This window comes from Staphylococcus canis (assembly GCF_016238445.1).
GTDB classification, from domain to species: Bacteria; Bacillota; Bacilli; order Staphylococcales; family Staphylococcaceae; genus Staphylococcus; species Staphylococcus canis.
Window position 1 is genome coordinate 85,464 of record NZ_JABANU010000006.1, and the last position, 14,680, is coordinate 100,143.

The following is a 14,680-nucleotide window of genomic DNA, read 5'->3' on the forward strand; positions in this document are numbered from 1 at the left end:
GGAGCCTGAATCGAATGAAGAAATTACCAAAGGACTTTATTTTCGGTGGCGCAACTGCAGCATATCAAGCTGAAGGTGCAACAAACACAGACGGTAAAGGACGCGTAGCATGGGATACGTACTTAGAAGAGAACTATTGGTATACAGCAGAACCAGCAAGCGATTTTTATAATCGTTATCCAGTCGACTTAGAATTGAGCGAAAAGTTTGGTGTGAACGGCATTCGAATTTCTATTGCTTGGTCACGTATCTTCCCTACAGGTTATGGTGAAGTGAATCAAAAAGGGGTAGACTATTATCACCGTCTTTTTAAAGAATGTTTAAAACGCAATGTAGAGCCGTTTGTAACATTACATCATTTCGATACACCAGAAACATTACATTCGAATGGTGATTTTTTAAACCGAGAAAATATTGAACACTTTGTAGATTATGCAGCATTTTGTTTTAAAGAATTTGATGAAGTGAAATACTGGACAACATTTAATGAGATCGGACCCATTGGGGATGGCCAATATCTTGTTGGTAAGTTTCCACCAGGTATTCAGTACGATTTCGAAAAGGTCTTCCAATCTCATCACAATATGATGGTTGCACATGCTAAAGCTGTTAAAATTTATAAAGATAATGAATATCCAGGTGAAATTGGTGTTGTGCATGCGTTACCAACAAAATATCCATATGACAAAAATAATCCAGAAGATGTGCGTGCAGCTGAGTTAGAGGATATTATTCATAACAAGTTCATTTTAGATGCAACATATTTAGGACATTATTCAGATGAAACAATGGAAGGCGTTAATCATATCTTAAGTGTTAATGGGGGTACATTAGATTTAAGAGATGTCGATTTCGAAATATTAGAAGCGGCAAAAGATTTAAATGATTTCTTAGGCATTAACTATTATATGAGTGATTGGATGCGTGGGTTTGACGGAGAAAGTGAAATTACACATAACGCAAAAGGGAATAAAGGTGGTTCGAAATACCAATTAAAAGGTGTCGGTCAACGTGAGTTTGATATTGATGTGCCGCGTACAGATTGGGATTGGATGATTTACCCTCAAGGCTTATATGATCAAATTATGCGTGTGAAAAATGACTATCCGAACTACAAGAAAATTTATATTACAGAAAATGGACTAGGATATAAAGATGAATTTGTTGATAATACGGTATATGATGACGCACGTATTGATTATGTGAAAAAGCATTTAGAAGTGATTGCAGATGCGATTGAAGATGGTGCGAATGTTAAAGGCTATTTCATCTGGTCTTTAATGGATGTCTTCTCATGGTCAAATGGCTATGAAAAACGTTATGGACTATTCTATGTCGATTTTGAAACACAAGAACGTTATCCGAAAAAAAGTGCTTATTGGTATAAGAAACTCGCCGAAACACAAATTATCGAGTAGCACGTATCTCCTCCAAGACTAATACGTATGCTATAGGATAACCAAAAGCAAAATATGGAAACGGTAATATTAATATAAAAGAAAAAGTTGCGAAAAAAGCACCGGTTTTGTCGAAAGGCAAAGCCGGTGCTTTTTGATTTATAAGCAATAAAAAACCCCACTGACACAGCGGGGTGTTAACGTTTAATTACATTTACGCTTTAAGCTTGTTTTAACTTAACTATGTTTTTTTAGAATGAAGTAAAACTTCTATAATTAACTTAACATAATTATTCACAAATGTCAAAATATTTGAGATAATATTTTTAAAATAAGCTAACGGAGGTAAACATTATGGTACAAAAGCCATATATTTTAAGTCTTGATATTGGAACAGGCAGCGTGGGTTATGCGTGTATGGATTTGAATTTTAACGTGCTTAACTATTTTAACAAGGATGCGCTCGGTGTGTATTTATTTGATGGAGCAGAGACAGCCGAAACACGAAGACTTGCGCGTGGGGCTAGACGTCGTAACAATCGTCGTATAAAACGATTAGGCCTGCTTCAAGAAGTTTTAGCGCCGCTTGTGCGTAATCCAAACTTTTATCAATTTGAACGTCAACATCAATGGAAAAATGACAATACCGATTTTAAGCATAAAAGTTTATCAGAAGTATTGACATATTTAGGATATAACTCTAAAGCGTATCCAACGATTTATCATCTCCAAGCAGCATTATTAAATGAAAAAAGACAATTTGATCCTGAATTAATTTATCTTGCATTGTATCATCTAGTGAAGTATAGAGGACATTTTTTATTTGAACGTCTAGATATGAACGATATCTCAGGTGGAGAAAGTTTTGACGACTTTATCGAATTGGTTCACTTATATGAAGTGGAAAACCAACGTACACTTGATTTAGATCGCGAAACGATAGAAGAGATTTACAACATCTTGCTTAGAAATGATTTAACTAAATCAGATCGTGTGAATCAAGTCAAAAAGAAAGCGAAAATACTGGATCAGTTCGCTAAAATGGTACTAGGATTAAAATTCAGTGAGTATAAACTTTTTGATAATGCGGATAATATGGAAGCATTAAAAGAAATTAATCAATCTCATACACTAGATTCAGAATACGAAGAAAATCTCAGTGAAGCCTTAACACAAAGTCAAATTGAACTTATTCAATTGGCGAACAAAATATATTCTACTATTGTGCTAAAAGAGATTTTAAAAGGCCATGATTCAATCGCAATAGCTAAAGTTGCGGCGTATGAAAAGTTTAAACATGAACTTAAAACTGTGAAAGACCTTGTATATCAAGCAGATGCGACTAAAGCGGCATTCAAATCTATTTTTGTTTCGTCTAAAAGTGCACTAAAAGCGTATGAAGCGTATCCAGATAATAAAAACTTTAAAGCACTATGTACGTTTGATCAATATAGAATTAAACCAAAAGATAAATATAAAAGCTTATTAACGGAATTAAAAAAATATATACCAGAGGATCATGAGTTATATAATGAACTCAACCAAGAAACATTGCTTAAAGTGTTAAATACAACCGATAACGCAAGTATTCCAATGCAAAATAACTTGTATGAAGCGGAAAAAATATTACGTAATCAACAAGTGTTTCACTCAGACATTACGGATGAAATGATTGATAAGGTGTTAGAACTGATTCGATTTAGAATTCCATATTATGTTGGACCGCTCGTAAAAAATAAAGACCAAGCCAAATTTGGCTGGATGGTTAAAAATGAAAACGAATCGGTTAAACCATGGAACTTTGAAACAGTTGTTAATCGTTCAGAAAGTGCGACTGAGTTCATTCGACGTATGACAAGTAAGTGTACATACTTAATTAATGAAGATGTCTTACCTAAACACAGTTTGTTGTATCAAGAAATGGAAGTTTTGAACGAATTGAATAATGTTCAAATTAGAACGCAAAGTGAGCCAAAAAATCGAAAATATCGCATGACCCCAAAAGTAAAACAATTTGCGTTCGATCATATTTTCACGCAAACCAAAACAGTGAGTCATCGTCACTTTATAGATAAAATGCTTAACTCAAACTATAGAGAGTATTTCATGAAAAATGGTGACGTTTTATCTGTATATGGGACACAAGACGAGAAGAAATTCACCTCAAAATTATCTTCTTATATTGATATGAAGAAAATATTTGGCTCTGTTGAAGATAAAAGAGCAGAAATTGAACAGATTATCTTATGGATTACACTCTTCGAAGATAAAAATATTCTTGTGAAGAAACTTAAAGAAAATTATCCAGACCTCACAGAAAAACAGATTAATCAACTGAAAAAATTGAATTATTCTGGTTGGGGCAGATTAAGTGAAAAACTACTAACGCATGAACATCAAGGCCATTCTGTTATTGAACTGTTAAGACAAACTGATAAAAACTTTATGGAAATTATTACAGACGATACTTATGATTTTGAATCGTTTATTCAAGCGGAAAATCAAATACCGACACAACAGATTCGTTATCAAGATATTGCGGATTTAGCTACATCACCTGCACTGAAAAAAGGAATTTGGTCAACGATTAAACTTGTTAGAGAACTAACATCAATATTTGGTGAACCTGAGAAAATCATTATCGAATTTGCGACAGAAGACGGTGAAAAAGGAAAACGTCAGAAAACACGAAAACAAAGTTGGGAACAGAATATTAAAGATAAGAAGTTAAAATCAATTGAAGAATATCAACATATCATTCAAGTAGCTAATGGTTTAACGAATGAACAATTGAGAGAAGATAGTCTGTGGCTATACTTATCTCAAAATGGAAAATGTATGTACTCCGGTAAAAAAATCGACCTTGACTTATTACTGTCTAAAAGTGGCGATAAGTATTATGAAATTGATCATATTATTCCGCGTAGTTATATTAAAGATGATTCGATTGATAACAAAGTACTTGTACTTAAAGAGATGAACCAAACCAAAGGGGATCTCGTACCATTACAGTTTATTTCTAACCCTGACTACTTAATTCAGTTTTGGAAGAGGTTAAATGCATCTGGTTTAATTAGCCAATTGAAGTTAAATCGATTAATGAAAAAAGAATTTACAGAAATGGATAAAGAGGGCTTTATTCAACGTCAACTTGTAGAAACACGTCAAATTTCTGTACACGTTCGTGACTTTTTAAACGAAGAGTATCCAAATACGAAAGTTATCCCAATGAAAGCTAAAATAGTAAGCGAATTCCGTAAAAAGTATGATATTCCTAAAATTCGTAGTTTGAATGATGAACATCATGCGATTGATGCATACTTAAATGGCGTCGTTTATCGAGGAGCACAAGTTGCATATAAAGATGTGGACTTTTTCGATTTTAATTTCAGATGGGAAAAGGTTAAAGAGAAATGGAAACAAATGGGCGAATTTAATCGTAAAAACAAATTGAAAAATCTATTCTTTATTAATGCGTTAAGAAAAATTGACTTGTCAAAAGGAGAACCACTGATCTCTAAAGTAGAGATGGATTTAGATCGTTTTAAGGTTAATATTTCTAAAAAGCGCGCAAATATCTCTCAACATTTTTACAAACAAACAGCGTACTCACCGAAAACAAATACACCTAAATACGAATCAAATAAAACAGATGTTGCAGTTTATACCGAGATGAACCGTTATCGTACACATCTTCTAGCGGTAAGAACAATTGATAAAAAAGGTAAAAGTAAAGTGAACTATTACGCAATTGATGAATATATGTTTGAACATTATAAACATCAAAATCATGATATGAAAGCTCTTGCACTTCATCTAGCTCATAGAGAAATTAGTGAAGAAATATTAGATGCACAAATTGTTTATACCTTATACAAAGGTGATTTGCTTATGTTAAATGGCCATCCATGTTATCTCGTATCTAGTGGAGAAGTCATTAATGCTAAGCAATTTAAGCTCTCTCTTGATGAACAACGTGCGCTTAAAAAAGCTTTAAATAAAAAAGACACACCAACTGAAGTACTTATTGAACAATATGCTAATTTAGCTGAAAAAGCGATAGAAGCGTATGCAGAATATTTGAATACGAAGTCTAATCAAGATAAAGCACAAAAGGTTAGAGACTTATTCATTAATACTACTCAAACGCATCAAGACTTTGTAGATTGTGTTGAAGAGTTATTTAAAGCGACTAAAGCCTCAGCCGTGCGATCAGAAAAAATCGGAAGTCGAAAAATTGTTGGTAAAAAAGCTTTCACTGAAAAGAAATCAAATATGAAAGTTGCTTATACGTCAATTACCGGCCTTAAAACAACACGCCCAAAATCACTGTTCAAACTTGCGGAGTCGAACAATGAGCTTTAGAACGATAATGATTACAAAAGAATCTAAATTGTCGCTACGCCGTAATCACATGATTGTGAAAGGCGAACAAATGAGTCAAGTTCCGTTAAATGAAATGTTATGTCTTGTCATTGAGCACCCTAATGTCTCAATGACGGGACATTTAATCAATGCGCTGAGTGATAATAAAATAATTACGTTGTTGTGTAATCAAAAACATTTGCCTCATTCTTTTTTATTACCAGTATATGGTCATCACAGACAAGCAAGACGAATTCAACAACAAATGAATTGGAAGAAAATTTATAAAGATACATTATGGCAAGAGATTACGAGAATTAAAATTTTAAATCAGAAAAATGTGTTAGAAGCGGTAGGACATAAAGCTCAAGCTCAACAATTTTTAAACTATGCGAAAGACGTTACATTAGGAGATGCAACTAATCGAGAAGGTCATGCAGCGAAAGTATATTTTAATCTTATATTAGAAGATGGCTTTCATAGAGGGTATGACAACGCTCAAAACGCTGCATTAGATTATGGGTATCAAGTATTATTAGCGATTGTGTCCAGAACAATTGTGAGCAAAGGGTTCTTAACTGAAATTGGTATAAAACATGCGAATGAATTTAACGTATACAATCTTGGATCAGATTTTATGGAGATATTAAGACCGTTAGTCGATTACACTGTATTAAAGCATGTCGAGTCAGAATTTGGAAAAGATGAAAAACGAGCAATTTTAAATTTATTAAATCGAAAACTCAAAATTGGATCAAAGCGTTATTATCTCGTCAATGCGGTTGAAATCTACATTGACAGTTTACTGAAATACTTATCAAATGGTGATATAGATACGATAAAAATACCCACTTGGACGTATTAAGGGAGTGTGAAGAGGTGAGATACTTGAGATTAATCATTATGTTTGATTTACCTGTTGAAACATCACTTGAAAAACGCGCGTACCGTAAATTTATTAAATTTTTAACAAATGAAGGATATGTGCGTATGCAGTTCTCTATTTATTGTAAACTCATTTTTAATAGTATGACTTTGAAACATCAAGTTGATAAACTTAAAGACGCCGTACCATCAGATGGACTCGTACAAACCCTCGTGGTTACCGAAAATCAATTTTCCAATATGGAATACCTAGTAGGCGAAGCACCAGAAGGTCATGTCGGCCTTAACTCAGAAAGAATGATAGAGCTATGAAAATCGCAAGCGACGTTACAGAAGTACTTGATATAGAAGCGGTCAGCACAAACGTTATAACATTTGAAAGTTCGCAACATTGCGATACTTTTATTCAGAGTTTTTTGAATTACTTGAATAAAAAACCACCAATCGATCATCACTTTGCACATTTTATTACAGATAATTACGATACGATACCAATTCAACAGTTTAATCCAATCATCTTGAATTGTGGTGATCGAGACTTACTTAAACAAAAGATAATTGAAGAATATGTGTATAAACAATTTGAACATCAAGTTTCAACAGATGCCAATGTTAATGCATTATATCAAAAATTTGAACAAAGTTTACGCTTATTCAACTATGCATTAGGTATTCAAGACACTCATTACCAAATCGAAGTACAGGATACATCATTAAATCTAAAACGATTTTTAAAGTTATTTGGTTTAGAATTTCATCATAATTTAGAAGATTTAAGTGAAATTCAAAAACGTAAACTACTGATCGACGTTTCTATTAAAGATAAAAAAGAAAATGTCTTAATCATCTTATATCCAGAAGCATTTTTAGGACACAAAGATATTCAAACATTTATGAACTTACTTAAACAATATGAACTCACAACTATAGTTTTAACTAATCATCCTTCAATTATTATGAATGAACACAATGTGTTTTTATGTAAACGCAATAAACTATGCCATTCCATTCATGAAGTCAAAGAAGATATAGAAGTTCTAACCAATCAAAAAGTAAGTGATGAAGTAGTACGAATGGTTGCTTACGCTGAATTTATCGGGACAGAAATAGAAACATTCGCGCCTTATTTTCAGTTTATTAATCAATACGAATAAGCTATAATAAAATTACTATGTTGAAAAAAATTAAACGTTACGATGAAACACTTCATCGTATAGATAACTATTTTTTTGAAGTGCGTCGACTCAATTTATTCAAGATCATATAAAAAGTTTTACTTTTATTTCTATAAAAACGCTAAAACCTTAGATTCAAAGCGTTAATATACTCGAATTTGCGGAATTTGAGGTTTTAGCACTATGTTTTTTTTAGAAGGAAGTAAAACTTCTTCATACTTACATAAATATAAATCTACGTTTTAGCACTATGTTTTTTTAGAAGGAAGTAAAACACTGACAAAGACAACATCGTGACACGTCTGTTTTAGCACTATGTTTTTTTAGAAGGAAGTAAAACATCGCGCGAGCAGAGTTCACTACTGCGTTGGTTTTAGCACTATGTTTTTTTAGAAGGAAGTAAAACATCGCGCGAGCAGAGTTCACTACTGCGTTGGTTTTAGCACTATGTTTTTTTAGAAGGAAGTAAAACGGTACTAATGTCTCTTTTGTGTTATGAATGTTTTAGCACTATGTTTTTTTAGAAGGAAGTAAAACACACTAAAAGCGCAACAAGACAAAACTCTAGTTTTAGCACTATGTCATTTAGGTAGTTTGGCGATCGGCACTTAAAGTTTTTAAACTATGTTTTAAATATGAAATTATAAAAAGAGTGGAACCTTGCGTATAACGCTTGTCCCACTCTTGTTATATTTAATCTTTATTGTCGAAGTTACGACCTTCTAGTCCAGCAAGTTCTTCTTTAGATGCTTTAGGTGCTTTCATTTCAAAGATTTCATCGACGACGGTATAGTCATAATAGCCTAGACGAGCAATTGGGCGGATGGATTTGATGTCTAGTTTGCCGTTGTCTAGAATGACTTTATCATCAATATGAACTTGTGCGACGCGACCGATGACGATGTCGACTGTTGAGACGGGATCACCGGTTGGGATGCGTACAGTTTGAACGTATTCGCATTCGAAGTGTACGGGTGATTCTTTGACGCGATAGCCTGGTGCTTCGATACAAGCTTCTTTTGTAACACCGGCGAATTCGAATTCATCTTCTTCTGGTGGTAAGGCTTTTGAAGAGAGGTTAACCGCTTCTCTCAAATCATAAGTTGCCATGTTCCACACGAACCATCCTGTTTCTTCAGCGTTTTTCACTGTATCTTTACGCTCGTGATCGCCGAGTACTGATTGATTGGCCGCAAACATGACCATTGGTGGATCCCATGTCAAGTTTTGGTATTGACTGTATGGTGCTAAGTTATCGTGACCGTCTTTCGATTGTGTAGAAATCCAGCCAATGGGTCTCGGTACGGTACTACTTTTAAATGGGTCATGAGGAAGACCATGACTTCTAACGCCTTGCTTTGGAGAATATTGCATATTGAAACACTCCTTTTATGTTATCTTATTATCAAAATATAACGATATCTTTTATTTGTCCAATATAAACTGATAATCAATTTATAGTTTCGTTTTATTTATAAATGCAATATTCATAGATTCATTCACATCTATAAGTGTTGTGCTTGATCATGAATGAGTTAAAGGTGCGATTAATTCAAGTGTCTTTTTGCGATTGGCTTCACCAAACACTTGAGGCAGAACTAAGATTTCATCCGCTTCAAAGTAGTCACTTAAGGCTTGTAATCGTTGTTGTACTGTTTCTGCATTGCCACTAATGACGCGTTTTTCATTTTGTGCGCGTTTTTCTTTTTCACGTTCCGACCATTGATGATGTTGAATGCTCTCTGGACTATCATAATGCTCAGGTTGCTTTAAATAATGTACACGTTGTAACCAATAATGCAAGCTGTTTTCAAGTTGCTGACGATAGGCATCATCTTGATGTGCAAGGACAAAGGTAGATACGATTAAATAAGGTGATTGATTAGGATGATGCTCTAAAAAAGTATTGCGATACAGCGTTGTAATTCTTTTTTTAGCTTGTGTTTTTTGACCTAGTGGTGCAAAAACAAAAATGGCACCTAAACGACCTGCACGTTTTGCGCTATTTTCACTGGATCCTAAAATTGCGATTTGAGGTTGCGTGGTTGTTTGTGGCATCGCAACTAATGTTTTGAATCGATGAGGTGTTGTAGTATCATCATTGAAATACTTATATAAATCCTCAAGTTGTTGGTCAAATGATGGACCGTCTGTTTTCCCTTCATTTAATGCTTCATGAACAATGTGATAACTTTTGGAATGACCGAGTGCAATGTCTGTACGTCCAGGATGACGTGCTTCGAGCATTTTAAAAATTTCAGCCATTTTATAAGCACTGTAATGCGGTAACATAATGCCACCAGCACCCATGCGTATTTTTGACGTTTGTTCTAAAAGCATTGTGGCGAGTATTTCAGGTGCACTAGTAGCGACAGAAGATACTTTATGATGTTCAGCGAGCCAATAACGATAATAGCCTAATGATTCAGCGTATTGTGCAAGTTCAACCGTGTGACGCAGGGCATCGGTTGCGGTACGTCCTTCAAAAATTGGACTATAATCCAAAATGCTTAATCTCATAGGTCTCTTCCTTTCATATGTTATATTTTAATTATCAAGGAAAGTTCAAAGAATCTCGAGCACGATGCTTAAATAACATGAAAGAAGGGATTTATATGGAATCCATTATTGCCAAACAACCTTTCCAATTATCAGAAGGGAATTTATTTGAAAAGGTTACACGACCAGAACAAGAGGTTAAAGCACATGAAATAGGAATTCAAGTAGAAGCGTCAGGTGTGAATCCTATTGATGCGAAGACGCGTCAAACGCCTGTTACTGGCGAGGTACGAGTACTTGGTTATGAAGGTGCAGGTGTGGTTGATAAAGTAGGATCTAATGTGACACGTTTTAAAAAAGGCGATAAGGTCATGTTTGTAGGTGCACCGAAATGGGAGGGGTCGAATCAGACTTATCAAGTATTAGGTGAACATTATGTCACACATCTTCCTGAGCATTTATCGTTTGAAGAAGGTGCAACATTACCTCTAACAGCATTTACAGCATACGAAACATTATTTGATATTTTTGGAATTTCGAGAGATGCGAGTCAAAATTTAGGGCGCACGATATTGATTATTAATGGTGCAGGTGGTGTTGGTTCCATTGCGACACAAATTGCGAAAGCATATGGTCTAAATGTCATTACAACAGCATCTCGACAAGAAACGATAGCGTGGTCTCAGAAAATGGGCGCCGATACTGTTTTAAATCATCGTGAAGATTTAGAAGCGCAGTTTGAAGCACACAATTTACCGCAACCTGATTATATATTCTGTACATATGATACGGATCGTTATTATGAACCGATGATTCGTTTAGTGAAACCACGAGGGCATATTGCGACAATTGTTGTCTTTAAAGAAAATCAAGACCTCAATGCTTTAAAACAAAAAGCAATCACCTTTACACATGAGTCAATGTTTACACGTTTAACATATGAGTTCGAAACGGAATATTATCAAAAATATTTAGATGATTTGGCTGAAAAGCTCAATGCTGGAGTGTATCAATCGACATTAACAGAAGTGCTACACGGATTAACACCTGAAAATGTTTATAAAGGGCACCAAATGATGGAAGAACAATCACATATTGGCAAATTAGCAATTAAGTTTTAAGTTTACGGTTATAACATTCAAAATAGGGAAAAAAGAGAAAAACAAATACTGAGGTGTTCGGGATATGAAAGCTGGAAAAGTAGGCACAGTATTTTGGATTTCTCTTTTTTTATGTGCTGTTTTTGTATTGTTAGGGGCGATTTTTCCAAAAGAAATGGAGATGGCGACACAAAATGTGACGGCATGGATTTCTAAATACTGGAGTTGGTATTATCTTTTATTAGTTTTAGCATTATTTTTAGTGTGTATTTATTTATTGTTTTCAAGATATGGCAACATTACGTTAGGAAAAGAAGGGGAAGCGCCTGAATTCTCACTCAAGTCTTGGTTTGCGATGTTATTCAGTGCAGGTATGGGGATTGGTTTAGTATTTTGGACAACAGCAGAACCTATTTCACATGCATTTACGGCCACACCTTTACATAAAGCAGGTACACAACAAGCAATTAATGATAGTTTTCAGTTTGCCTTTTTTCATTGGGGCATACATGCATGGTCTGTGTATGGGATTGTCGCACTTGTTTTTGCATATTTTAACTATCATAAAGGCTATCCAGGTCTTGTGAGTGCGACTTTAACGCCTTTATTTGGTTATAAAACTATGGCGGGTCCGTTTGGGTACGTGTTAGATATATTAGCAATTATTGCGACAGTGACAGGAGTGGCTGCAACATTAGGATTTGGTGCACTTCAAATTGGTGAAGGTTTGAATTTCTTATTTAGTATCCCATCGAATTTTACGATACATGTCACTATTATTATTATCGCTACTATTTTATTTACATGGTCTACATGGTCTGGGATTAGTAAAGGGATTAAAATTTTAAGTAACATTAATATGGCAATTGCATTTGTCGTATTAATTGCAGTATTTATTGTTGGGCCTACCTTGTACATTTTGAATACATTTACTAACGGACTGGGTAATTATATTGCAAACTTTTTTGATATGAGTTTACGTATGCCAATCGATCAACCAGATAAGTTTGAATGGATGCGCAATTGGACAATCTTTTACTGGGCATGGTGGATTTCTTGGGCGCCATTTGTTGGTATTTTTATCGCACGTGTTTCAAGAGGACGAACGATTAAAGAATTTATCGTAGGTGTATTATTTGTCCCAGCGCTGGTATGTTTCATCTTCTTCGCAGTATTTGGGGCATCAGCTGTGTATCTACAAGTGAATGGTATTGCGGATATCGCAAAAGAAGCTACTGAAACCGCAACATTTGCGACGCTTGCTCATTTTCCATTAGGTTATGTAATTAGTATTTTAACGTTAATCGTTGTGATGATTTTCTTTGTAACTTCTGCAGACTCTGCGACATACGTATTAGGAATGTTAAGTACTAATGGAGACAACTTCCCAAATAGTATGGTTAAGGTGAGTTGGGGCATTATGCTTGCGTTATTTGCGCTTATTATGTTGCTTACAGGTGGTACACAAGCCATTCAAAATTTATTAATTATCGCAGCGTTACCATTTTCCTTTGTGATTATTTTAATGGTTTGGTCGTTATTTAAGGCGCTTGTGAAAGAACGGCCGAGATTAACTAAGAAATAGCATATATAGCGTGATATTACGGTGATTTCAATAATTAAGTAAATTTTTTATATCAATGTTTCAATCAAAATTAATAGGGTACTTTATGAGTATAAAGAATGAATGTGAGGTGACAGGAGAAATGAATAGACTTAAAAACTTTATTTTAGGTTTATTAATTGTAGTTATTGTCGGCTTCTTGCTATTTATGTACATAGACTACAAACCTATTACACAGTATCAAAACTATTTCTATCAATTTAACTGGTTCTTACCGTTATTAATTGGTTTATCAGCATTATTAATTTTAATTGGTTTAATTTTATTCTTTAGTACATTTAAACCAACACACCGTAAACCTGGCCTATATAAAACGTATAGTGATGGTCATATTTACGTTTCTCGTAAATCGATTGAAAATACGGTTTATGACACGATTAAAAAGTACGACGATATTCGTCAACCTAATGTTGTTTCAAAATTATACAATAAGAAGAACAACAGTTATATCGACATTAAGGCGGATTACTTAGTGCCTTCTAGTGCAGTAAGTATTCAATCTTTAAACGAACGTGTGCGTGAAGATATTAAAGAAAATGTTGAACGTTTTTCTGAATTACCCGTTCGCAAACTTGAAATTAACGTGCGTGAACAACGTAAAAATCCAAATGCGCCACGTGTTGTGTAAAGGAGGGATTCCATGGCTAATCAAGATCAAAATCAAGAGCAACAAAATTCAAACGATCAACTTGTAGCAATGTTGAATAATTATAAATGGCGTATTCTTGGTTTCTTACTTTTCTTAATCATTGCGATACTATTTTTAACGCTTGGATTCTGGAAAACAGTTTTAGTCATTGTTTTATGTTTAATCGGAATCGGTGTAGGGTATATTAAAGACCGTACACAAGATTTTATGAATTTACTCAATCGGTTAAGCTAATTTAATTGCCGATTAACTATTTCACTTTTAGCTTTATCAAACTAAATTTAATTAAAAGGAGTTTTGAACTATGGCAACTCAAAATAATCAAAGTGCAAAAGAAGCATATAATAACCAAACAGGTGTAAATGAAAGAGAACGCGAAGAACGTCGTGACAATCAAGAACCTCAATTCAAAAATAGCTTAACTTTCTCTGATGAAGTTGTAGAAAAAATCGCTGGTATTGCAGCACGTGAAGTTAAAGGTATTTTAGATATGAAAGGCGGATTTGTAGACAGCATCAGTGGTTCATTCTCAAGCAATAATAATGTTACTCAAGGTGTAAGCGCTGAAGTTGGCGAAAAACAAGCTGCAATTGACTTAAAAGTTATCTTAGAATATGGTGAATCTGCACCAAAAATCTTCCGTAAAGTTACTGACTTAGTTAAAGAACAAGTAAGACACATCACTGGTTTAGAAGTTGTAGAAGTGAACATGCAAGTTGACGACGTGATGACACGTAAAGAATGGCAACAAAAAAATGAAAAAAATAGAGACAACAACGAACACAAAGGTTTACAATAATATACATCTTTAAAAAGATGAGAGAAACTGTCGATAGTACATGCTATCGGCAGTTTTTTAGTGTGCGCTCGGCATGATTAACAACTTGATGGTGAAAGTCCATTACAGGCTTGGCAGTAGGAACTGTTAGTGAAAGACAAGGGTGTCCATCGTGAGGTGGAATCTGAAGGAAGTCGGACGCAAACAC

Annotated in this window: 12 protein-coding genes; 10 read left to right on the forward strand and 2 right to left on the reverse strand. The window is 34.4% G+C overall.

Annotation, left to right across the window (positions count from 1 at the left end):
- Positions 1–14: 14 nt before the first annotated feature.
- The 5 genes from lacG to HHH54_RS03650 all read left to right on the forward strand — a co-directional run bounded on the left by lacG (position 15) and on the right by HHH54_RS03650 (position 7,801).
- Positions 15–1,418, forward strand: coding sequence for a 6-phospho-beta-galactosidase (gene lacG / locus HHH54_RS03630; RefSeq protein ID WP_198617475.1), 1,404 nt, complete (start codon positions 15–17; stop codon positions 1,416–1,418).
- Positions 1,419–1,751: 333 nt separating this feature from the next.
- Positions 1,752–5,762 carry a type II CRISPR RNA-guided endonuclease Cas9 gene (gene cas9 / locus HHH54_RS03635; RefSeq protein WP_198617476.1) on the forward strand — a complete coding sequence of 1,337 codons (4,011 nt, stop codon included), beginning with the start codon at positions 1,752–1,754 and terminating at the stop codon, positions 5,760–5,762.
- Positions 5,752–6,627: a type II CRISPR-associated endonuclease Cas1 gene (cas1, locus tag HHH54_RS03640; RefSeq protein ID WP_198617477.1), complete on the forward strand. Its 876-nt coding sequence runs from the start codon at positions 5,752–5,754 to the stop codon at positions 6,625–6,627. Before cas9 ends, cas1 begins: the two co-directional genes overlap by 11 nt.
- Before the next feature lie 14 nt (positions 6,628–6,641).
- Entirely contained in the window at positions 6,642–6,959 is a 318-nt protein-coding gene (gene cas2 / locus HHH54_RS03645) for a CRISPR-associated endonuclease Cas2 (protein ID WP_349771829.1), read from the forward strand.
- A complete protein-coding gene (locus tag HHH54_RS03650; RefSeq protein WP_198617478.1) occupies positions 6,956–7,801 on the forward strand; it encodes a P-loop NTPase family protein in 846 nt (281 codons plus the stop codon). Before cas2 ends, HHH54_RS03650 begins: the two co-directional genes overlap by 4 nt.
- A 714-nt stretch (positions 7,802–8,515) precedes the next feature.
- Here the strand turns inward: HHH54_RS03650 and HHH54_RS03655 are convergent.
- Both HHH54_RS03655 and HHH54_RS03660 read right to left on the reverse strand, forming a co-directional pair.
- On the reverse strand, positions 8,516–9,196 hold the full coding sequence (locus tag HHH54_RS03655) for a flavin reductase family protein (RefSeq protein ID WP_198617479.1): 681 nt from the start codon (positions 9,194–9,196) through the stop codon (positions 8,516–8,518).
- Between the two features lie 150 nt (positions 9,197–9,346).
- The gene (locus HHH54_RS03660; protein ID WP_198617480.1) at positions 9,347–10,342 is read right to left on the reverse strand and encodes an MsnO8 family LLM class oxidoreductase; all 996 of its coding nucleotides are present in this window, start codon (positions 10,340–10,342) and stop codon (positions 9,347–9,349) included.
- Positions 10,343–10,437: 95 nt separating this feature from the next.
- Between HHH54_RS03660 and HHH54_RS03665 the strand changes: the two genes are divergently transcribed.
- The 5 genes from HHH54_RS03665 (at position 10,438) to HHH54_RS03685 (ending at position 14,493) form a co-directional block, all read left to right on the forward strand.
- The gene (locus HHH54_RS03665; protein WP_198617481.1) at positions 10,438–11,442 is read left to right on the forward strand and encodes a zinc-binding alcohol dehydrogenase family protein; all 1,005 of its coding nucleotides are present in this window, start codon (positions 10,438–10,440) and stop codon (positions 11,440–11,442) included.
- A 64-nt stretch (positions 11,443–11,506) separates the two neighbouring features.
- Positions 11,507–13,006, forward strand: coding sequence for a BCCT family transporter (locus HHH54_RS03670; RefSeq protein WP_198617482.1), 1,500 nt, complete (start codon positions 11,507–11,509; stop codon positions 13,004–13,006).
- Positions 13,007–13,127: 121 nt separating this feature from the next.
- Positions 13,128–13,673 (forward strand): alkaline shock response membrane anchor protein AmaP, encoded by a 546-nt coding sequence (amaP, locus tag HHH54_RS03675; RefSeq protein WP_198617483.1) that lies wholly within the window; start codon positions 13,128–13,130, stop codon positions 13,671–13,673.
- 12 nt (positions 13,674–13,685) lie between these two features.
- On the forward strand, positions 13,686–13,928 hold the full coding sequence (locus HHH54_RS03680; RefSeq protein ID WP_198617484.1) for a DUF2273 domain-containing protein: 243 nt from the start codon (positions 13,686–13,688) through the stop codon (positions 13,926–13,928).
- 70 nt (positions 13,929–13,998) lie between these two features.
- Positions 13,999–14,493 (forward strand): Asp23/Gls24 family envelope stress response protein, encoded by a 495-nt coding sequence (locus tag HHH54_RS03685; protein WP_198617485.1) that lies wholly within the window; start codon positions 13,999–14,001, stop codon positions 14,491–14,493.
- Positions 14,494–14,680: the final 187 nt, after the last annotated feature.

Excerpts from the sequence above, each read along its gene's own strand:
- lacG (WP_198617475.1), top strand. The coding sequence starts at position 15 with ATGAAGAAATTACCAAAGGACTTTATTTTCGGTGGCGCAACTGCAGCA.
- cas9 (WP_198617476.1), top strand. The coding sequence starts at position 1,752 with ATGGTACAAAAGCCATATATTTTAAGTCTTGATATTGGAACAGGCAGC.
- cas1 (WP_198617477.1), top strand. The coding sequence starts at position 5,752 with ATGAGCTTTAGAACGATAATGATTACAAAAGAATCTAAATTGTCGCTA.
- HHH54_RS03650 (WP_198617478.1), top strand. The coding sequence starts at position 6,956 with ATGAAAATCGCAAGCGACGTTACAGAAGTACTTGATATAGAAGCGGTC.
- HHH54_RS03655 (WP_198617479.1), bottom strand. The coding sequence starts at position 9,196 with ATGCAATATTCTCCAAAGCAAGGCGTTAGAAGTCATGGTCTTCCTCAT.
- HHH54_RS03660 (WP_198617480.1), bottom strand. The coding sequence starts at position 10,342 with ATGAGATTAAGCATTTTGGATTATAGTCCAATTTTTGAAGGACGTACC.
- HHH54_RS03665 (WP_198617481.1), top strand. The coding sequence starts at position 10,438 with ATGGAATCCATTATTGCCAAACAACCTTTCCAATTATCAGAAGGGAAT.
- HHH54_RS03670 (WP_198617482.1), top strand. The coding sequence starts at position 11,507 with ATGAAAGCTGGAAAAGTAGGCACAGTATTTTGGATTTCTCTTTTTTTA.
- amaP (WP_198617483.1), top strand. The coding sequence starts at position 13,128 with ATGAATAGACTTAAAAACTTTATTTTAGGTTTATTAATTGTAGTTATT.
- HHH54_RS03680 (WP_198617484.1), top strand. The coding sequence starts at position 13,686 with ATGGCTAATCAAGATCAAAATCAAGAGCAACAAAATTCAAACGATCAA.
- HHH54_RS03685 (WP_198617485.1), top strand. The coding sequence starts at position 13,999 with ATGGCAACTCAAAATAATCAAAGTGCAAAAGAAGCATATAATAACCAA.